At 68.2% G+C, this 19,427-nt stretch carries 22 protein-coding genes and 1 tRNA gene; 12 read left to right on the forward strand and 11 right to left on the reverse strand.

Annotation, left to right across the window (positions count from 1 at the left end; all coding sequences use genetic code 11):
- Window positions 1–42 precede the first annotated feature (42 nt).
- On the reverse strand, window positions 43–1,221 hold the full coding sequence (locus tag QMZ16_RS05915) for an FAD-binding domain-containing protein (protein ID WP_282602502.1): 1,179 nt from the start codon (window positions 1,219–1,221) through the stop codon (window positions 43–45).
- Between the two features lie 163 nt (window positions 1,222–1,384).
- On the opposite strand from QMZ16_RS05915, the gene QMZ16_RS05920 reads away from it, so the two are divergent.
- Genes QMZ16_RS05920 through QMZ16_RS05930 form a run of 3 tightly spaced genes read left to right on the forward strand, consistent with a single transcriptional unit; the run spans window position 1,385 to window position 4,999 of the window.
- Entirely contained in the window at window positions 1,385–1,723 is a 339-nt protein-coding gene (locus QMZ16_RS05920) for a hypothetical protein (RefSeq protein ID WP_282602503.1), read from the forward strand.
- On the forward strand, window positions 1,720–4,035 hold the full coding sequence (locus QMZ16_RS05925) for an ATP-binding protein (protein ID WP_282602504.1): 2,316 nt from the start codon (window positions 1,720–1,722) through the stop codon (window positions 4,033–4,035). The genes QMZ16_RS05920 and QMZ16_RS05925 overlap by 4 nt, the downstream gene beginning before the upstream one ends.
- Window position 4,036: 1 nt before the next feature.
- Complete coding sequence (locus QMZ16_RS05930; RefSeq protein WP_282602505.1) at window positions 4,037–4,999, forward strand: diguanylate cyclase; 963 nt, start codon at window positions 4,037–4,039, stop codon at window positions 4,997–4,999.
- Between the two features lie 15 nt (window positions 5,000–5,014).
- On the opposite strand, the gene QMZ16_RS05935 is transcribed toward QMZ16_RS05930, so the two are convergent.
- Window positions 5,015–5,091 (reverse strand) — tRNA-Arg (locus tag QMZ16_RS05935).
- A gap of 49 nt (window positions 5,092–5,140) precedes the next feature.
- Window positions 5,141–5,602, reverse strand: coding sequence for a GNAT family N-acetyltransferase (locus QMZ16_RS05940; RefSeq protein ID WP_022706572.1), 462 nt, complete (start codon window positions 5,600–5,602; stop codon window positions 5,141–5,143).
- 75 nt (window positions 5,603–5,677) lie between these two features.
- On the opposite strand from QMZ16_RS05940, the gene QMZ16_RS05945 reads away from it, so the two are divergent.
- Genes QMZ16_RS05945 through QMZ16_RS05955 form a run of 3 tightly spaced genes read left to right on the forward strand, consistent with a single transcriptional unit; the run spans window position 5,678 to window position 9,041 of the window.
- Entirely contained in the window at window positions 5,678–6,382 is a 705-nt protein-coding gene (locus tag QMZ16_RS05945; RefSeq protein WP_282602506.1) for a type 1 glutamine amidotransferase, read from the forward strand.
- Entirely contained in the window at window positions 6,379–7,734 is a 1,356-nt protein-coding gene (locus QMZ16_RS05950) for a glutamine synthetase family protein (RefSeq protein ID WP_282602507.1), read from the forward strand. The genes QMZ16_RS05945 and QMZ16_RS05950 overlap by 4 nt, the downstream gene beginning before the upstream one ends.
- Window positions 7,731–9,041 (forward strand): FAD-binding oxidoreductase, encoded by a 1,311-nt coding sequence (locus QMZ16_RS05955; RefSeq protein ID WP_282602508.1) that lies wholly within the window; start codon window positions 7,731–7,733, stop codon window positions 9,039–9,041. Before QMZ16_RS05950 ends, QMZ16_RS05955 begins: the two co-directional genes overlap by 4 nt.
- Here QMZ16_RS05955 and QMZ16_RS05960 read toward each other — a convergent pair.
- The 5 genes from QMZ16_RS05960 to cobD are packed head-to-tail and all read right to left on the reverse strand — an operon-like array spanning window position 9,038 to window position 12,851.
- Window positions 9,038–9,499 carry a TerB family tellurite resistance protein gene (locus QMZ16_RS05960; protein WP_282602509.1) on the reverse strand — a complete coding sequence of 154 codons (462 nt, stop codon included), beginning with the start codon at window positions 9,497–9,499 and terminating at the stop codon, window positions 9,038–9,040. The genes QMZ16_RS05955 and QMZ16_RS05960 overlap by 4 nt on opposite strands.
- Before the next feature lie 47 nt (window positions 9,500–9,546).
- The gene (locus tag QMZ16_RS05965) at window positions 9,547–10,407 is read right to left on the reverse strand and encodes a PhzF family phenazine biosynthesis protein (protein WP_282602510.1); all 861 of its coding nucleotides are present in this window, start codon (window positions 10,405–10,407) and stop codon (window positions 9,547–9,549) included.
- An 11-nt stretch (window positions 10,408–10,418) separates the two neighbouring features.
- Window positions 10,419–11,324 (reverse strand): polyphosphate kinase 2, encoded by a 906-nt coding sequence (gene ppk2 / locus QMZ16_RS05970; RefSeq protein WP_022706566.1) that lies wholly within the window; start codon window positions 11,322–11,324, stop codon window positions 10,419–10,421.
- A 59-nt stretch (window positions 11,325–11,383) separates the two neighbouring features.
- A complete protein-coding gene (locus QMZ16_RS05975) occupies window positions 11,384–11,845 on the reverse strand; it encodes a hypothetical protein (protein WP_022706565.1) in 462 nt (153 codons plus the stop codon).
- Between the two features lie 25 nt (window positions 11,846–11,870).
- A complete protein-coding gene (gene cobD, locus QMZ16_RS05980) occupies window positions 11,871–12,851 on the reverse strand; it encodes a threonine-phosphate decarboxylase CobD (RefSeq protein WP_282602511.1) in 981 nt (326 codons plus the stop codon).
- Window positions 12,852–13,049: 198 nt separating this feature from the next.
- Here cobD and QMZ16_RS05985 point away from each other — a divergent pair, with 198 nt between their 5' ends.
- The 6 genes from QMZ16_RS05985 to QMZ16_RS06010 all read left to right on the forward strand — a co-directional run bounded on the left by QMZ16_RS05985 (window position 13,050) and on the right by QMZ16_RS06010 (window position 17,014).
- Window positions 13,050–13,553: a YbjN domain-containing protein gene (locus QMZ16_RS05985; protein ID WP_282602512.1), complete on the forward strand. Its 504-nt coding sequence runs from the start codon at window positions 13,050–13,052 to the stop codon at window positions 13,551–13,553.
- 37 nt (window positions 13,554–13,590) lie between these two features.
- Window positions 13,591–14,406, forward strand: a complete 816-nt coding sequence (gene proC, locus QMZ16_RS05990) for a pyrroline-5-carboxylate reductase (protein ID WP_282602513.1) — start codon at window positions 13,591–13,593, stop codon at window positions 14,404–14,406.
- Entirely contained in the window at window positions 14,403–14,735 is a 333-nt protein-coding gene (locus QMZ16_RS05995; protein ID WP_282602514.1) for a tRNA-binding protein, read from the forward strand. The genes proC and QMZ16_RS05995 overlap by 4 nt, the downstream gene beginning before the upstream one ends.
- Complete coding sequence (locus QMZ16_RS06000; protein ID WP_282602515.1) at window positions 14,732–15,679, forward strand: D-glycerate dehydrogenase; 948 nt, start codon at window positions 14,732–14,734, stop codon at window positions 15,677–15,679. The genes QMZ16_RS05995 and QMZ16_RS06000 overlap by 4 nt, the downstream gene beginning before the upstream one ends.
- A gap of 68 nt (window positions 15,680–15,747) precedes the next feature.
- On the forward strand, window positions 15,748–15,945 hold the full coding sequence (locus tag QMZ16_RS06005; RefSeq protein ID WP_022706559.1) for a CsbD family protein: 198 nt from the start codon (window positions 15,748–15,750) through the stop codon (window positions 15,943–15,945).
- A gap of 106 nt (window positions 15,946–16,051) precedes the next feature.
- Window positions 16,052–17,014, forward strand: a complete 963-nt coding sequence (locus tag QMZ16_RS06010) for a magnesium transporter CorA family protein (protein ID WP_022706558.1) — start codon at window positions 16,052–16,054, stop codon at window positions 17,012–17,014.
- Here the strand turns inward: QMZ16_RS06010 and QMZ16_RS06015 are convergent.
- The 3 genes from QMZ16_RS06015 to QMZ16_RS06025 all read right to left on the reverse strand — a co-directional run bounded on the left by QMZ16_RS06015 (window position 17,011) and on the right by QMZ16_RS06025 (window position 19,426).
- On the reverse strand, window positions 17,011–17,274 hold the full coding sequence (locus tag QMZ16_RS06015) for a protealysin inhibitor emfourin (RefSeq protein WP_022706557.1): 264 nt from the start codon (window positions 17,272–17,274) through the stop codon (window positions 17,011–17,013). The two genes, QMZ16_RS06010 and QMZ16_RS06015, sit on opposite strands and share 4 nt — an antisense overlap.
- Window positions 17,274–18,356, reverse strand: a complete 1,083-nt coding sequence (locus QMZ16_RS06020) for a M4 family metallopeptidase (protein ID WP_282602516.1) — start codon at window positions 18,354–18,356, stop codon at window positions 17,274–17,276. The genes QMZ16_RS06015 and QMZ16_RS06020 overlap by 1 nt, the downstream gene beginning before the upstream one ends.
- A 62-nt stretch (window positions 18,357–18,418) precedes the next feature.
- Window positions 18,419–19,426 (reverse strand): sn-glycerol-3-phosphate import ATP-binding protein UgpC, encoded by a 1,008-nt coding sequence (locus tag QMZ16_RS06025; protein WP_282602517.1) that lies wholly within the window; start codon window positions 19,424–19,426, stop codon window positions 18,419–18,421.
- Window position 19,427 lies beyond the last annotated feature (1 nt).

The following is a 19,427-nucleotide window of genomic DNA, read 5'->3' on the forward strand; positions in this document are numbered from 1 at the left end:
TTGCGCAACGGGCGTTTGCGACGTGGCAGAACGGTGACAGGCTCAGGCCAGGTCCGCCGCCTGAAGGATGCGGGGGATGTTCTTCTTCAGCTTGAAATAGCCCGCGGTCGCATGGGGCCAGACAAGGTCGTCCCAGTCGCGCCGCATCTGCCGCAGCACGATGCCCGCACGGTCCAGCGTCGGGGCGGCGTCGTCCAGCCAGTCGCGCATGGGGCCTGCGGGCACGTAAGGCGTCACGATCTGGCGCACGCCGATATCCGCCGCCCAATCGACCAGCACTTGCGGATCGCCCGCGTGCAGTGTCCTGACCGGGCCGTCATGGCGACGGGCGGCATCGGCAAGGGCGGCCTCCTCGAACGCGCGGACCATCGGCGCGACGGGTTCGCAGGACCGCAGATGGCTGCCGGCAAGCGTCGCCGCGCCACTGATGGGGCAGGGCCATGCGTGATCCTCGGGGCGGCAATCCTCAGCCGTGATCAGCAGGCCCGCGGGCATTTCGGGCAGGAGCGGCGCGGGGCGGGGCAGGGGGATGCGCGGCGGGGGCGGACCCTCGGACAGGGGCGGGGCCTCGGACGCAAGGCCCGTCGGGCGGAAGTGGCCATCGGTGAAGCGCGCGATGTTGTCGGGATCCGCGCGATAGGACTTGCCCTGGCTGTGCAGGCCCGCGACCCACCTCCAGGACAGCGTGTTCGATGCCGCGTCCCCGTCCAGCAGGTGGCGCAGGAAGAAATCCGCGCCCCGCCGCCAGTCCAGCCGCAGCGTGAAGATCCAGATCGAGGCGAACCACATCCGCGCATGGTTGTGCAGATATCCCGTCGCGACCAGTTCGCGCACCCATGCGTCGAAGCAGTCGATGCCGGTCCGCCCCCGCATCGCATCCAGCGTCCGGTCGTCGGGCAGGGCGGTCGGTCGGGCATCGGTCCAGACTTGCGGGCGCTGTTCCAGCCAGCCCTTGAAATAGCTGCGCCAGAAGACCTCGTCGATGAACTTGGCGGCCTGTTGTCCGTGGGCATCCAGCGCGGCGGCGATGCATTCGCGTTCCGTGACCAGCCTGTGTCGCAGCGCGGGCGACAGGCGCGACACGTGCCGATGCGATCCCGGCCCCAGGTCCAGACCGCGATTGCGGGCATATTCGGCGCCCGCATGCGGGATGAAGGCATCCAGCATGTCGCGCGCGCGCTGTCGCGTATCGGGCCAGTCGGCCATGGTGACATTGTCCATCGCACGATGCTGAAACCGCCATGGGACGATCGCAAGCGCGCAGAATGTCGCGGACGATAAACCTTTTCGTAAAAAGCGATTCTTTCGAATTCTATCCAGCACGGGACGCGGCGCCTACGCTTGGCCTATGCAGTTCCTGCAACCTATGCGAAAGAAGTGCAGGATGAGGATTGTATCTGGCGGCAGCCCCATGCCCGATTGGTTTCCGGCGCTTTGCCTTGGTTTCGTGCTTCTGGCCGTTCTGGTGACGGTCCAGGTGACACGACCTGGGGTTGATGGCCAGTTCCTGATCGTCACCGATCCCCGCGCGGGCGATCTAGGGCTGATGGATATCGCCTGGCGTGCGGGCGGCGGGCTGCTGCGCAGTGGGACCATTCCGGGCACGGGAATCGCGCTGTCGGACGATCCGGGCTTTGCCGCGCGCCTGCGGGCCGAAGGTGCATGGCTGGTGCTGCCCAATGCGGCGGATCTGGGCTGCGCATCGGGCGGGAACACGGCATGAGATCCGAACTCGACAAGCTGCGCACGCGCTTCGGGGCGATGCTGGTCCTGCTGTTCTGGGCGCATGTCCCGGTGATGGCGCTGGCTGCCACGATGACGGACCGGATGCCGGTCTGGATCGCAGGTGGCGTGTCCGTGGCGCTTGCCGTGACCTATCAGCTGGCGTGGCGGGCCTGGGGCATCGCCCCCCGCACGCGATACCTTGCCGCCGTCGCGCTGGTCGCGCAGCCCGCGATGCTGCTGCTGATCCTTCGCGGCCATCCCTGGCAGATGGACATGCACATGTATTTCTTCGCGCTGCTGGCGTTGAACCTGGGATGGTTCGACCGCGGCGCGCTGCTTGCGGCGGCCATCGCGACGACGCTGCACCATCTTGTCCTGTCCTATGTCCTGCCAAGCGCCGTCTTCTCGAACGGAGGAGAGTTCGGCCGCGTCATGCTGCACGGTGGCATCGTGGCCTTCCAGACAGTGGTCCTGCTGTGGGTGCGGGACCGGACGGTCGATTCCTTCGTCGACCTGTCGCGGGTGCGTGATGAACTGGCCGCCAAGGGCCGCGCCCTGCAGGAACGCACCACCGAGGCCGAGGCCGCGACCCGCACGAAGAGCATGTTCCTTGCGAATATGAGCCACGAGATCCGCACCCCCATCAACGCGGTGCTGGGCTTCTGCCACCTGTTGCAGCGCAGCCCACTAGACGACCGGCAGCGCGACCAGCTGGGCAAGATCGCATCTGCGGGCACGGCCCTGCTGCGGCTGGTGAACGACCTGCTGGACTTCTCGAAGAACGAGGCCGGCAAGCTGCTGCTCGAACGACACGAATTCGACCTGCGCGCCGCCATTTCCGGCCAGGCCCAGCTGATGGCCGAGGATATGCGCAATCGCGGGCTGGACCTGTGCATCGCCATCGACGACGACGTGCCCGCCCTGATGCTGGGCGACGAGCTGCGCCTGAACCAGGTGATGCTGAACCTGCTGAGCAACGCGATCAAGTTCAGCGAGGACGGGACGATCGCCATCCACGCAAGGCTTGCGGAACGCGACGGCGACCTGCTGCGGCTGGAGGTTTCGGTCCGCGATTGCGGCATCGGCATGACCGAGGATCAGATCGGGCGCCTGTTCGCACCCTTCACCCAGGCGGACGCGACCACCACGCGCCGTTTCGGCGGAACGGGGCTGGGGCTGACCATCTGCCGCCAGATCGTGACGCAGATGCAGGGCTGGATCCGCGCCGACAGCAGACCCGGAGAGGGCAGCGCCTTCACCTTCTCGGTCATGCTCGAGGCCGCGCCGCCGCGTGTCGTGCAGCCCCGCCCGGAGGGCGGGCTGGAGGGCCGCCGCGTGCTGCTGGTCGAGGACAATCCCATCAACCGCGAGATCGCGCTGGCCCTTCTGACCGAGGCCGGGCTGGAGGTGGACTGCGCCGAGGATGGGCAGGAGGCCATCGAGAAGGTCTGGGCCCAAAGCTATGCCGCGGTGCTGATGGATCTGCAGATGCCGCGCCTGGACGGGCTGACGGCAACGCGGCGCATCCGGCTGCGGCACGACCGCAATGAACTGCCGATCATCGCCATGACCTCGCATACCTTCGACGAGGAGGGGCAGCGCTGCCTCGAGGCCGGGATGAACGATCACGTCTCGAAGCCCGTCGATCCGGATCGCCTGATCCGCGTGCTGATGCGCCATGTCGGGGGCGATGCGCCTGCAGCCGTGGCCGTTGCGCAGGCGGCTGCGGGATTGCCCCCCGCGCTGCCGCCCTTCGATCTGGATGACGCGCTGCGCCGGCTGGGCGGCAGGCAGGCGCTGCTGCGCAAGCTGATCGGCGATTTCGCCCGCGACCATGCCGATACCGCCCGGCGGCTGATCCTGGAGCTGGAGGCCGACCGCGAATCGGCCCACCGGCTGGCCCACAGCCTGAAGGGGGTGTCGGCCTCGCTGGGCCTGCCGGACCTGGCAATCGCCGCCGGTCGGATCGAGACCGCCATCGCAAAGGGCGAGCCGGTCGATCCGCTGATGCCCGAACTGGTCACCAACCTGGAAGCGGCGCTGGCCGCCGCCAACTCGCTGGCCCCCGTCGCGGCAGAAGCCGCCAGCACGGGCGATCCCGCCCAGGCCGAGGCGCTGAGGCAGAAGCTGAGCGACCTCATCCGCCGCCGCAGCCTTACGGCACGGCATTGCTTCGACGAACTGGCCGACGCGCTCCAGGTGGCCGGACCGGCCCGCGCGTCGCATCCCCTCTCCCTCGCCCTCCAACGTCTCGATTATGCCGCTGCCGCCGCACTGGTCGGGCCCTTCCCCTCGGAACCCGGAAACTGACATGACCGATCGCCCCGTCATCCTGATCATCGACGATGATCCCGCCAATATCGAGATATGCTGCGCCGCGCTGGACGACGAATACGAGGTCTGCTTCGCGCTGTCGGCATCGCAGGCCGTCGATCTTGCCCACGAGGTTCGCCCGGACCTGATCCTTCTGGATGTCGTCATGCCCGAGATGGACGGCTATGAACTGTGCCGCCGCATGAAGGCGGATAACGTTCTGGCCGATATTCCGGTGATCTTCGCCACGGGCCTGGGCGATGACGAGGCCGAGCTGCGCGGCCTTGCGGCGGGGGCCATCGATTTCGTGATGAAGCCAATCCGCCCCGCTTCCCTGCGCCAGAGGGTCGCGAACCATGTCCGCATGAAGCGGATGCGCGACAGCCTGGCCGATCAGGCGCTGACCGATGCGCTGACGGGCCTGGGGAACCGCCGGATGCTGGAACGGCGCCTGCAATCCGAATTGCGGCGCCTCGCCCGCGAAGAGGGCACGCTGGCGGTGATCCTGATCGATATCGACCACTTCAAGCGCTTCAACGACACGCATGGCCATCCCGAGGGCGATCGCTGCCTGCGCGAGGTCGGCCAGGCCATCGGGGCCTGCATGAAGCGCGGCGCGGATTTCGCCGCCCGCCACGGAGGAGAGGAGTTCGCCTGCATCCTGCCCGATGCCGACCAGGCCGGCGCGGCGCATATGGCCGAACAGATCCGCAAGCGGGTCGAGGGGTTGGGCATCGCGCATGGCGCATCCGATGTGGCCGGCCATGTGACCATCAGCGTGGGCGTCGCCTGGGGCATCTCCGAGCCGGGGCTGGACGCGGAATACTGGCTGACCGCGGCGGACCGGATGCTCTATCGCAGCAAGGGTGCGGGGCGGAACCGCGTCAGCTTCGAGGAGGTGCTGTCATCCGCGCGCGCGGCGACCGGATCGCAGGCCGACCAGCGCCGTGCGGCGCATTGATGCGATGATGGAATTTGGCGACCCCGGTAGGACTTGAACCCACAACCCCAGACTTAGAAGGTCCGTGCTCTATCCAGTTGAGCTACGGGGCCACGCGCTTCTCTTAGCCGCATGGCGCGGCGCAATCAAAGCGATTTTGCCTCAGATCGCGATGGTCATGAAGACCGAGTTCGGATCGGGGGCATAGCTGCCGAAGGGCGGGCATTCGGCAAAGCCCGCCTTGGCATAGAGACCGCGCGCCGCCGCGAAACTGGCCTGCGCCCCGGTTTCCAGCGACAGCCGCGTCAGGCCGCGGGCCCGCGCCTCGTCCACCAGATGCGCCAGCATCAGCCGCGACAGGCCCGCGCCGCGATGCTCGGACAGGACGTGCATGGATTTCAGCTCTCCCTCGGAGCCGCCGATCTGCTTCAGCGCGCCCATCGCGCAGGCTGCCCCGTCGATGCGCAGCACGAAGAAGCCGATGCTGTCCGACACCAGCGTCGTGCGCGGCATCATGTGGATCGATTCGGGTGGCGTATCGGCATGCATGGCCTGCGTGTGGCGTTCGAACAGCAGGTCCAGATCGGGGCTGCGCGGATCCTCGGGTGCGATGGCGATGTTCATTCGGCTTCCTTTGACCCTTGCGGCTGACCCTCTCGGATGGCTACCTTTCCGATGTCAGCAACATCAAGGTTTTTCATGCGTATCGGCATACTTCAATGCGGCCAGTCGCCTGCCCAGTTGAAGGACGGCTTGGGCGATTATCCCGACATGTTCCTGCGCCTTCTGGACGGGCGCGGCTTCGAGTTCCGCATCTGGCATGTCGAGGCGATGGAGTTTCCCGCCGACATCCACGAGGCGGACGGCTGGCTGCTGACCGGATCGCGCCACGGCGCCTACGAGGATCACGCCTTCATCCCCCCGCTCGAGGATTTCATCCGCCGCGCCTATGACGGTGCGGTGCCGATGGTGGGGATCTGCTTCGGCCACCAGATCATCGCGCAGGCCCTTGGCGGCAAGGTCGAGAAATTCGCGGGCGGCTGGGCCGTCGGCGCGCAGGATTACGATTTCGACGGCCGGAACGTCCGGCTGAACGCGTGGCATCAGGATCAGGTCGTGACCCGGCCCGAAGGGGCCGTGCCCGCCGGTCGCAACGCCTTCTGCGAGAATGCGGCCCTGATCTATGACGACCGTGCCTTCACCGTGCAGGCGCATCCCGAATTCGAGGACGCCTTCGTGCAGGGGCTGATGGATACGCGCGCCAAGGGCGTCGTGCCGCAGGACCTGCTTGACCGCGCCTCGGCCCGCATGGGCGAGGCGAAGGATACCGGTCTTCTGGCGGACCGGATCGAGGCGTTCTTCAAGGCCCCGAGGGCCGCAATGACGGGAAAGGGGGCCGCATGACCCAGTGGACCGACAAGGTGCCCCAGGCGGCACGGGACTACATGGCCGGCCGTCGCCTGGACGAGGTCGAGTGCATCGTGGCCGACATCGCGGGCGTCGCGCGCGGCAAGGCGATGCCCGCGTCGAAATTCGCCCGGCAGGAGAAGTTCTATCTTCCGAACTCGATCTTCCTGCAATCGATCACCGGCGAATGGGCGGACAACCCCGCGGGGGCCTTCACGGAACCCGACATGGTGATGACCCCCGATTTCAGCACCGCGACCGCCGCGCCCTGGACGGCGGACTGGACGCTGCAGGTGATCCACGACGCCGTGGACCAGCAGGGCAACCCGGTCCCGACCGCGCCGCGCAACGTGCTGAAACGCGTGGTCCAGCTCTATCGCGACAAGGGGTGGAACCCGGTCGTCGCCCCCGAGATGGAGTTCTTCCTGGTCGCGCGCAACATCGACCCGAACCAGCCGATCATCCCGCCCATGGGCCGGACCGGCAGGCGGGCTGCGGCGAAGCAGGCCTATTCCATGTCGGCGGTGGACGAATACGGCAAGGTCATCGACGACATCTACGATTTCGCCGAGGCGCAGGGCTTCGAGATCGACGGCATCCTGCAGGAAGGCGGCGCGGGCCAGGTCGAGATCAACCTCAACCACGGCGATCCGGTGGCGCTGGCTGACGAGATCTTCTACTTCAAGCGCCTCATCCGCGAGGCGGCGCTGCGCCACGACTGCTTCGCGACCTTCATGGCCAAGCCCATCGAGGGAGAGCCGGGCAGCGCCATGCATATCCACCATTCCGTCACCGACATGGAGACGGGGCGCAACATCTTCTCGGACGACCGGGGGCAGGAAACCGCGGCCTTCCTGCATTTCATCGGCGGCATGCAGCGGCACCTGCCGGCGGCGGTCGCGCTGCTGGCGCCCTATGTGAACAGCTATCGCCGCTATGTCCCGGACTTCGCGGCGCCGATCAACCTGGAATGGGGTCGCGACAACCGCACGACGGGGCTTCGGGTGCCGATCTCGGGGCCGGATGCGCGGCGGATCGAGAACCGGCTGGCCGGGATGGACTGCAACCCCTATCTGGGGATCGCGGCCAGCCTGGCCTGCGGTTACCTGGGCCTGATCGAGGCCGAGAACCCGCGTGCCGAATGCCTGGGCGACGCCTACATGTCGCGGGACGAGCTGCCCTACAACCTGGGCGACGCGCTGGACATCATGGCCGACAGCGCGCCCATGCGCAGCGTCCTGGGCGAGGATTTCTGCGCCGTCTACGAGGCCGTGAAGCGGAATGAATACAAGGAGTTCCTGCAGGTCATCAGCCCGTGGGAACGCGAACACCTGCTGCTGAACGTATGAACCTGCTGCATCTGAACGACGCGCCGGGGGCCTATCCGCCCAGCCTCTATGCGGCGCAGGCGGGGCCGCAGCCCGACCTGCCGCCGCTGCAGGGGGATCACCGCACGGATGTCGCGGTGATCGGGGCGGGGTATACCGGCCTGTCGGCGGCGCTGCACCTGGCGCGGCAGGGCCTGTCGGTCACCGTGCTCGAGGCGCAGCGCGTGGGCTTCGGGGCATCGGGGCGCAATGGCGGCCAGATCGGGTCGGGCCAGCGGCAAGAGGTCGACTGGCTCGAGGCGCAGCTGGGCCGCGACATGGCGCGCAGGCTGTGGGACCTGGCCGAGGAGGCGAAGTCCCTGACCCGCGCGCTGGCCGCCGAATCCGGCGTCCCCGTGCGCTTCGGCATCGCCCATGCCTGCCGGACGGACCCCGAGATCGCCCATGCCCGCCACATGGCCGATCACCTTGCGCGCAATTACGGTTACGACAAGGTGCGCCCGCTGGACCGCGAGGGGCTGGCGCAGGCCATCGGCAGCCGCGCCTATGCCGGCGGCGACGTGGATATGGGCGCGGGGCATGTGCAGCCGCTGGCGCTGGTCCTGGGCATGTCGCGGCTGGCGCGGGACGCGGGCGCGGTGGTCCATGAACGCTCCGAGGTGACGGGCATCGACCATGCGGCCCATGCCGGGCAGGACAGCACGGTCCGCACCGCGCAAGGCAGCCTGCGCGCGCGGCATGTGATCCTTGCGGCCAACGGCTATCTGGGCGGGCTGGACGGGCATGTCGCGGCGCGGGTCATGCCGATCAACAATTATATCGTCGCGACCCGCCCGCTTGGCGACGATTTCCCCGAGATCCTGCCCGACCGTTTCGCGGTGGCCGATACCAAGTTCGTCGTGAACTACTGGCGGCTGGACCATGAGCGCCGCCTCGTCTTCGGCGGGGGAGAGACGGTGACCTACCGTTTCCCCAAGGACATCTTCGCCACCGTGCGCCCGCATCTGCTGTCGGTCTATCCGCAGCTTGAGGGGGTCGAGCTGACCCACGCCTGGGGCGGCACGCTGGCGATCACCATGAACCGGATGCCTTGTTTCGCGCGACCGGCGGCGAACTGCCTGTCGGCCAGCGGGTTCTCGGGGCACGGGGTGGCGATGGCGACGCTGGCGGGGCGGCTGATGGCCGAGGCCGTCGCGGGGCAGGCGGGGCGCTTCGACGCGATGGCCGCGGTGCCCACGCGCGCGTTTCCCGGCGGTGCGCTGCTGCGGGGGCCGCTGCTGGTCGCGGGCATGGCCTGGTACGGGCTGCGCGACCGGCTGGGGTTCTAGCTGCGCGGCAGGCCCATGCGGTCCAGCACGCGCTGGCGGATCTGGCCGCTTTCGCGGTCGGGGATGCCCAGCAGCCCCGCGACCAGGCGGATCAGCGATTCCTCGTCGGCGGCGCGGTCCTCGTCGGCATAGGCCACCTCCCACATCGCCTCGATCACGCCCGCGCGGTCGTCCAGCGCGATCATGTCCTTGATCTGGCGGGTGAAGCGGACGGTGTCGCTGGCCTCGGCCTCCATCGCCTCGGCCTCATGGCGCAGATGCGCGGCCTCGTCGGGGGACAGGCCGCGGCGGCGGGCCAGCACGCGGTCGATGCGCTGGCGCTCGGTCTCGTCATAGCTGTCGTCGGACCGGGCGACCCGGACCAGCAGCGCGGCGATCGCCAGCTCGGCCTCGGACGAGGCCAGCGGCTGGGGATGCGGCTCTTCGCCCAGAAGGCGGTTGAGGATATCTTTGAACATCGTCGCAGGATGCCCCGCCCGCGCGATGCGGGCAAGGCGGTTGCGCGTCACATCGACGGGATCGCGATGCGGCCCGAGGCGACCGGTGCGCTGCGTCCCGACACGCGCACGCGGGTCAGCGCGCCATCCGCCACGTCGATGCGCAGGCCCAGATCGGACGGGCGGCCCATCTCGACCCCCTGGCGCAGGGCGAAGGCGTTCTCGCCCTCGTGCAGGGCGCCTGCGGCCAGCAGGGGCGCGGCCAGTGTGACGGTCGCGGAACCGGTGGCCGGATCCTCGGGGATGCCCATTTCCGGGGCGAACATGCGGGCGCGGAAACCGCCGCCATCGGGCGCGAAGGCATAGAGCTTGCCCAGGCCCGCCGTAAGCCGCGCGAACGCGTCGCCCGAAGGCCGCGCGCGTTCCAGGGCCGCGATGTCGCGCAGCGGCACGAAGACGAAGCCCGGCCCGGCCTCGGCCCGGCAGGGGGCGTGGTCGCCGAATCCGATATCGGATGCGCCAAGCCCGAGCGCCGCCGCCGCATCATCCGTCGTCACATCGCCCGCAACCATGCGCGGCAGGACGGGAGCGGTCAGTTCGGCGACACCATCCGCGATCCGCACCTCGACCAGGCCCGCCTGGCATTCCAGCGCGATCCGTCCGTCGCGCCCGCCCGACAGGTGCAGCGCGCAGCCGATGACGGGATGGCCCGCGAAGGGGACCTCGGCCCGCGGCAGGAAGATCCGCACGGCGGCGTCGTGATCGGGGTTTGCGGGGGCCATGACGAAGATCGTCTCGGACAGGTTGAACTCGGCCGCGATGGTCTGCATCTGCGCATCGCTCAGCCCGTCGGGATCCAGCACGATGGCCAGCGGGTTTCCGGCAAAGGCGCGGTCGGTGAAGACGTCGCGGACGTGATAGCTCAGCATGCGGACAGCCCTCAGTATCTTTGCGGGACGTACAGGTCGCGGGGCAGGACCTCGCGTTCGTAATCGGGGTTGAAGACCCGCTCGGGCAGGCGGACCTCTTCGTGGGGGACATCCTCGTAGGGGATCATGCTGAGAAGGTGGCTCATGCAGTTCAGGCGCGCGCGCTTCTTGTCGTTGCCGGGCACGATGTACCAGGGGGCCTCGGGGATGTTCGTGCGCTCGAACATGTCCTCCTTGGCCTTGGTATATGCCTCCCACCGGATGCGCGACTGCAGGTCCATGGGCGACAGCTTCCACTGCTTCAGCGGGTCGTGGATACGGATGAGGAAGCGCATCTGCTGTTCCTCGTCCGTGATCGAGAACCAGTACTTGATGACGCGGATCCCCGAACGGACCAGCATGCGTTCGAATTCGGGGACGTCCTGGAAGAACTGCTCGACCTGGTCCTCGTCGGCAAAGCCCATGACGCGTTCGACGCCGGCGCGGTTGTACCAGCTGCGGTCGAACAGCACGATCTCGCCTCCGGCGGGCAGGTGGGGGACGAAGCGCTGGAAATACCACTGCGTCTTCTCGCGGTCGGACGGCGCGGGCAGGGCCACGACGCGGGCCACGCGCGGGTTCAGGCGCTGCGTGATGCGCTTGATCGCGCCGCCCTTGCCCGCGCTGTCGCGCCCCTCGAAGATGACGACGACGCGTTCCTTGTGATAGCTGACCCAATCCTGCAGCCGGATCAGTTCGGATTGCAGGCGCAGCAGCTCCTTGAAATACAGCTTGCGGTCCATCTGGTCGGGATGGTGGCTGCGATAGATGCGGCGGATCTCCTCGGAAAGGATCGCGTCCTCCAGCTCGATCTCCATGTCCTCGTCCAGCGTTTCTTGCAGTTCGGCTTCCAGCCAGTCGCGGGCGGTCTCGTCCATGGGTCTTCTCCGAAGGTGTTTCCTCGCGCGGTCTAGGCGCTTTCTATGACAGTTCCGCGTCAGCGCCCGAAGCGGCGCGCGCATTCGGGCGTCACGGCCAGCACCATCCCCCCGCCGCGCGGGCTGTCGACAGTGCCGCACCATTCCCCCGCGACCGAGAAGATGCTGCGTGTCCCCCGCGCCGGGCGATAGGCCAGCCTGCGCCCGCGCGTGTCGAAGATGTTCAGCACGCCGCCCGCGTTCTGCGCGTAATATCCCAGCACGCTGCCGTCCTGGGTGAAGATCAGGCGCTTCTCGTTCTCGGGGTTCGCGGGGCGGTTCTGCCAGGCCGATGCCGAATTTGCCGTGTTCCCGGCCGAGTTCCAGGGCGCGTTGGGCGAATTGGCCGGGTTCGAGGGGCGGTTCGCCGGGTGCCCCGGGCCCAGATCGAAGGGCAGCTGCGTGCGGTCCAGCACGATCAGCGGCGCATCGGCCAGCGCGGGCGCGGCCATCAGGCAGGTCAGGGCAAGGATCAGGCGCATGGGCGCTCCTTCGTGTTACGGCCCATCATGGGGCGGGGGGCGCTGCGGCTGCAAGGGCCGCGCCGACACGGTCCCATTCCGCGCGATTGCCCGGAATGCCCAGCCGCAGCCAGCGATCGGAATAGGGAAAGCGCCGCGACCAGATCCGGTGCCGCGCCAGATGCGCCTGGGCGGCACCCGCATCGGGCGTGTCGAACAGCCGGAACAGATGCGTGCCCCCCGCGACCTCCCAGCCCGCGCGCAGGGCCAGCATGTCCAGCCGCATGGCCCCCTCGGCGTGATAGGTGATGGTATCCTCGGCCCAGTGGCAATCGGCCATGGCCTCGGATGCGATCTCCAGCGCGGGTCCGCTGACCGACCACGGCCCCGAGAAGTCGCGCAGCCGCGCCAGCATCCGGGGCTGCGCGACCGCGAAGCCCAGCCGCAGGCCCGCAAGGCCCCAGAACTTGCCGAAGCTGCGCAGCACGACCGCGTTCGCCGGAAGGTCGGGCGCGATCGACAGGTCGGGGCGCGGATCGGCAAAGCTTTCGTCGACGACCAGCAGCCCCACGTGCGCGGCCAACAGCCGCAGATCGGCGGGGGCGAATTCGCGCCCGTCGGGGTTGTTGGGGTTCACCACCACCGCCAGGTCGGCCCCTGCCATGGCCGTCAGGTCCGGGGCGTCCGCGACCTGCCAGCCCGCCGCCCGCAGGCTGGCCGCATGTTCGTTGTAGCTGGGCGTCAGCACCGCCGCGCGTCCGGGGGGCAGGATGCGCGGCAGCGCCTGGATCGGGGCGGTCGCGCCGGCCATCGGCAGAACGGATTCGGGGGGGCATCCGAAGTGCCGCGCGGCCACCGCGATCAGGCGCGATTCGGCCGATTTCTGGGGCAATGCGCGCAGGGCCTCTGTGGATAAGGGGCCGGGAACCCATGGATGACGGTTGATCCCCGTGGACAGGTCGATCCAGTCATCCCCGCCCCAATGCGCCCGCGCCCAGTCCAGATTCCCCCCGTGATCGCGCTGCATTCCGCACCTGTCCCCAACTTGTCCCGCATCATGTCCTAGGGCGGGCGGACGGGCTGCGCAATCCATCCACAGCTTTCAGCTTTACACGGGGTCGCCCGACGAACACGATATCTGGTATGAACGAAGGGGCGGCTACGCCCTTTCTTGTGTTTCATCCCAGTCACAGGGGGCCGCCCTCCACCCGCAAGGAACCACGCCATGGCGCAGACCGAGCTTTACATCGACAGCGACGGGATCCACCCGATCGACATCGCCGAAGAGGTGGCCCATCTGCGCGACTGGGATTTCGACCGCCTGGCCGAGGACCAGATGGTCATGGCGATCGAGGGGCAGTGGCGCAGCTACTCGCTGACGCTGGCATGGTCGGCCCGCGACGAGGTGCTGCGCCTTGTCTGCAGCTTCGACCTGGAGCCGCCGCGAGACCGCAGGCCCGCCCTGTTCGAGGTGCTGAACCTGGTCAACGACGCGGTCTGGGAAGGCAGCTTCAGCTATTGGGCCGGGCAGCGGCAGATGGTCTGGCGCTATGGCCTGGTGCTGGGGCCGGACCAGATGCCGATGCCCGACCAGGTGGACCAGATGGTCGCCAATGCCGTGAAGGCGTGCGAGCGGTTCTATCCCAGCTTCCAGCTGGTGGGCTGGGCCAATGCCGAACCGCGTCAGGCGCTGGACATTGCGCTTGGGGAAACCTACGGACGAGCCTGAGGGGGCACCGACCCCCGACCGCCACGGAGGGGAACGGATGAGCGATTTCGACGACATCAACGAACGCGGGCTGGTTCTGGTCGGCTGCGGGCGCATGGGCGGTGCCATGCTGAAGGGGTGGCTGGCGCGCGGCCTGGAACCGGGCGCCGTGACCGTCATCGATCCCAAGCTGGCGCCGGAATGGCAGGATCGCGGCCTGCGCGTCAACGAGACCCTGCCCGAGGATCCCGCCGTCATGGTGCTGGCCGTCAAGCCGCAGATGATGGCCGAGGCGCTTGGCCATGTCCCGCATCTGCCCCGCACGCTGGTCATCTCGGTCGCGGCGGGCACCACCATCGCCACCTTCGAGGAAACCTTTGCCGATGCGCCCATCGTGCGCGTCATGCCCAACACGCCCGCCGCCATCGGGCAGGGGATCTCGGCGCTGGTCGGCAATGCCCGCGCGACCGAGGCGGACCTTGCCCTGGCCGAGACGCTGATGCGCGCCGTGGGTCGCGTCGTGCGCCTGACCCACGAGGATCAGATGGACGCCGTCACGGCGCTGTCGGGCAGCGGCCCCGCCTATGTCTTCCACATGATCGAGGCGATGGCCGCCGCGGGCCGCGCACAGGGCCTGCCCGACGATCTGGCGATGGAGCTGGCCCGCATGACCGTTGCGGGCGCGGGCGCCCTTGCCATCGACGCCGACGAGGATCCGGCCGTGCTGCGCCAGAACGTCACCTCGCCCGGGGGGACGACTGCCGCCGGTCTGGGCGTGCTGATGGATGCCGATCACGGCCTGCCGCCCCTGATGGTGCGCACCGTCGCCGCCGCCGCGGATCGCGGGCGGGAACTGGGAAAGGGCGCCAAGTGACCGCCAGTTTCGAGGATTTCCAGAAGATCGACATCCGCGTCGGGACGATCATCCGCGCCGAACCCTTCCCCGAGGCCCGCAAGCCCGCGATCAAGCTGTGGCTGGACCTGGGCGAGCTGGGCGAGCGCAAGTCCTCGGCGCAGATCACGCGGCATTACGACCCCGAGACGCTGGTGGGACGGCAGGCGCTGTGCGTCGTGAACTTCGCGCCCCGCCAGATCGGTCCCTTCCGGTCCGAGGTGCTGGTGCTGGGCCTGCCCGATGACGAGGGCGAGGTCGTGCTGATCCGCCCCGACCTGCCGGTCCCGAACGGAGGAAGACTGTTTTGAAGCTGCTTGTCACACGCCCCATGACCGACCGCGCGACCGCATCGCTGAAGGCGCGCTTCGATGTCGATTTCCGCGACGACACGCCGATGGACCTGGCCGAGGCCCGCAGCGCGCTGCAACGCTATGACGCGATCCTGCCGACGCTGGGGGACGATCTGGGCACGGATGCGTTCCAGGGCGACCTGCGCTGCCGGGTCATCGCGAATTTCGGCGCGGGCACGAACCATATCGACCTTCAGGCCGCGCGCGCGGCCGGGATCGTGGTCACCAACACCCCCGACGTGGTGACGGATGCCACCGCCGACATCGCGCTGATGCTGATGCTGATGACGCTGCGCCGCGCCTCCGAAGGCGAACGCATCCTGCGCGACGGCGAATGGGTCGGCTGGCGTCCGACCCAGCTTCTGGGCCACGAGATGTCGGGCCGCCGCGTCGGCATCGTCGGCATGGGCCGCATCGGCAAGGCCATCGCCCGCCGCTGCCACCTGGGCTTCGGGATGCAGGTGCAGTTCTTCAACCGCTCGACCGTGTCGTCGCTGGACATCCCCGCGCGCCAGGTTCCCGACCTGCACGAGATGCTGCGCATGTGCGACATCGTTGTGCTGGCCGTGCCCGGCGGTGCCGCGACGCGCCACCTGATCGGCCCGGACGAGCTGGCCGCAATCGGCCCCGAAGGCTTCCTGGTCAACATCGCCCGCGGCGACGTGGTGGACGAGGACGCGCTGATCGAGGCGCTGCATGGCGGAACCATCGCGGGCGCGGGGCTGGACGTCTATGCCCGCGAACCGCATGTCCCGCAGCGACTGCTGGATGCGCCGAACGCGACCCTGCTGCCGCATCTGGGCACCGCGACCGAGGATACGCGCAGCCGCATGGGGCTGCGCGCGCTCGACAACCTCCTGGCCGTGGCCGAGGGGCAGACACCGCCGGATCGCGTCGCCTGAAATTTGCGGAACCTGCAACGGGGGTGAGGTGTTTCACCCCTGAACGCAGCGATGGAAAGGTTCGACAGATGAACTGGGATATCATCCAAGGCAAGTGGACGCAGCTGAAGGGTTCGATCCAAGAAAAATGGGGCGAACTGACGAATGACGATCTGGACCGTCTCGACGGAAACAAGGATCAGCTTTCGGGCAAGCTGCAGGAAAAGTACGGCTGGACCAAGGCCGAGGCCGATCGCGAGATCGACGACTATTTCCAGGACAAGTGAATCCGTCAGGGGGTGACGGCAAGGGGGCGCTTCAGGCGTCCCCTTTTTCGTTGCCCGCAGAGTCCGCATCGGCCAGTTACGGGGCAGGCCGGACAGGAGAGCCGCGATGCACTATGCCTATGTCACCCGCAACGATCGCCTGGCGCGGCTGGATCGCGATGCCGACCTGGCGCAGGCCGACTGGATCGACCTCGTGCAGCCCACCGATGCCGAGATGGCGCTGCTGCGCGACATGGGCGTCGCCGTCCCCACCCTGTCCGAGATGGAGGAGATCGAGCTGTCGAACCGCCTCTATCGCGAGAACGGGATGGATTACATGACCGCCGTGCTGCCCGGCGAACGCGGCAGCGGCGAACATGGCGCGATGCCCGTGACCTTCATCCTGTCGGACCGGCGGCTTGTCACCGTGCGCCACCATTCGCCGCGCCCCTTCCTGACATTTCCGACCCGGGCCGAACGCTCGACCCTTGGCTGCGGCACCCCCGAGCGGCTGTTCTCGGGCCTGCTCGAGGAGATCATCGCCCGGCTTGCCGACATCCTGGAAGGCGCGGGCAGGGTGCTGGACAAGACGACGGCCTCGGTCTTCGAACGGCGGACGACGGGGGCCGCGTCGGACATGCTGCAGACCGCCCTGCGCGATGTCGGCCGAGAGGCCGAGACCATGGCCCGCGTCCGCCTGAGCCTGCTGACGGTCGAGCGCATCCTGGCCTTCCACACCGCCGTGATCGAGGATCGCCCCGAATCCAAGCGCCTGCGCCCCGTGATCCGGGCGCAGATGCGCGACGTGCAGGCGCTGGAGGTGCATGCCGATTTCCTGGGCAATCGCGTCAGCCTGGCGGTGGACACGACCCTGGGGATGATCAACCTGCAACAGAACAATACCGCGCGCATCCTGTCGGTAATCGCGGCGCTGTTCCTGCCGCCCACGCTGATCGCCAGCATCTACGGGATGAACTTTGCCAACATGCCCGAACTGAACCAGCCCTGGGGCTATGCCTGGGCGCTGCTGCTGATGGCGCTGACGACGGGCGGGACCTATCTGTTCATGCGCTGGAAGAACTGGCTCTAGATCCGGTCGATCAGGTCCAGAAGCTCGGGAGGGATCTGTGATTCCGGCATCTCGAAGCAGCGCTGCGCACCGCCCGCGACGATGGTGATGCGATAGCGCAGCCCGTCGGGGCAGTCGCGGCAGGGCGCATCCGCGATCCGCGCCAGCGCGTCGGGGTCGAAGGCATGGGCCAGCTTCGACCCCTCGGGGGTCTCGACCTGCCTGGGGCGGGCGGCGGCGATGCCCGCGAAACCGCCCGAGGTCTCGATCCGGATGATCATCAGACCTGTATCCCCACCAGCTTCCACGCGCGGCGCAGCATCTGCCCCTGGTAGGATCCCGTACCCGTCAGCTCGTCCGCGCTGCGCAGGGTGCGTTCGGCCCATTGCGCGAAGCTGGCCATCGGATTGTTGAGGTTCTGCAGCGCGTGATACCAGATCCGGCCCGGCAGCTCCCATGCCGCGCCGCCCATATAGGACGCGAAAAGGTAGAAGGCGTGGTTCGGGATGCCGGAATTCACGTGCACGCCGCCATTGTCGTCGGTGGTGCTGATGAAGCCGTCCATGTGCCAGGGCTGCGGATCCTGCCCCAGCAGATCGTCGGCATAGGCCGTGCCCGGCGCCTTCATGCTGCGCAGCGCCGCACCCGCGATGTCGGGGCCGAGGATGCCCCGCCCGATCAGCCAGTCGGCATCATGGGCCATCTGCCCGCGCGCACGCTGCAGGGCAAGGGTGCCGAACACGTCCGCGATGCTTTCGTTCAGCGCGCCGGACTGGTTCTCATAGATCAGGCCGCCGGAATGCTGGATCACGCCATGCGTCATCTCGTGGGCGACGACAGACAGTTCCAGGAAGGTCTGGAAAATCTTTCCATCGCCCGTGCCATAGGCCATCTGCTCGCCGTTCCAGAAGGCGTTGTTGTAGTCGCGGCGGTGCCGGACCGTGGCGATCAGCGGCATCCCCCGCCCGTCCAGCGAATTGCGGCCATATTCCTCGGCAAAGAGAGAGAAGACCTGCCCCGCCGCGTCATAGGCGAAATCGGCATCGGTCACCCCCGAGGGGGCGTCGCCCTCGGCGCGGATCAGCCTGCCGGGAAGGGCCGCGCGGAAGTCGCCGTCATGGATGCGGCGGTCGGGGCAGCACAGGTCGGGATCGGGAATGGGCAGCAGCCCCTCGTGCGGCAGGGGCGGGCTGGATTGCGCGGCGCGGATGTCGCGCAGCGCCTGGTCGTGGTCCAGAAGGCTGCGCGCCATCCGGGCGGTTTCGGCATCCCCCCGCATCGCCAGCACGCGCAGCATGTAGGGTGGCACGATGCAATGAAGGGGATGCCGATCCCCGTGGTCGCAGGACAGCGAGAGGCACATGAAACTTGACCCTAGGTAATGTTACCGGTCCAGCCTATGCCCCCGCCCGCCATCCGGCAAGATCAGTCCATGCGCGCGCCGGTCTGGCGGTCGAACAGGTGCAGCGCCCCGGGGCGGGGCGTCAGGCGCAGCACGTCCGACAGCGCCGCGTCCGAGGGCAGGGTGATGGTCATGCGCTCGCCCGCCGTGTGGCCGTGGACCAGCCGCTGCGCGCCCAGTTCCTCGACCGCGGTGACCTGCAGTTCGATCGGGCCGTCGGCGGTGACGTCCAGGTCCTCGGGGCGGATGCCGACCTGGCCCGCATGGGCGCTGCCCGGCAGGAAGGGCACCGCGCCCGCGTCGATCAGGTTCATCGCGGGGCTGCCGATGAAGCCCGCCACGAAGGCCGAGGCCGGACGGCGATACACCTCGAGCGGGGTGCCGATCTGTTCGACGCGCCCGCCGTTCAGCACGACCAGCCGGTCGGCCAGGGTCATCGCCTCGAGCTGGTCATGCGTGACATAGAGCGAGGTCGTCCGCAGGCGCTTCTGCAGTTCCTTGATCTCCAGCCGCATGGCGACGCGCAGCTTGGCGTCCAGGTTCGACAGCGGTTCGTCGAACAGGAAGGCCGCGGGTTCGCGCACGATGGCGCGGCCCATCGCCACGCGCTGTCGCTGGCCGCCGGACAGGGCTTTGGGCTTGCGGTCGAGGAACTTGCCGATCTGCAGGATCTCGGCGGCCTCGTTGACGCGGCGGTCGATCTCGGCCTTGGGGGTGCGGCGGTTCTTCAGGCCATAGGCCAGGTTCTCGCGCACCGACATGTGCGGATAGAGCGCGTAGTTCTGGAAGACCATCGCGATGTCGCGATCCGCGGGCTCGACCTCGTTGACGACGCGGTCGCCGATGCGGACCTCGCCCTCGGAGATGGATTCGAGGCCCGCGACCATGCGCAGCAGGGTGGATTTGCCGCAACCCGAAGGGCCGACCAGCACGATGAATTCGCCATCCGCGATGTCGATATTCACGTCGCCCACGGCGCGGGTGCCACCGGCATAGATCTTGCCGAGGTTGTCCAGGGTGATGGATGCCATC

Origin of the sequence: Paracoccus sp. PARArs4, from assembly GCF_947311865.1 — a bacterium.
In the GTDB taxonomy this organism is placed as follows: Bacteria; Pseudomonadota; Alphaproteobacteria; order Rhodobacterales; family Rhodobacteraceae; genus Paracoccus; species Paracoccus zeaxanthinifaciens.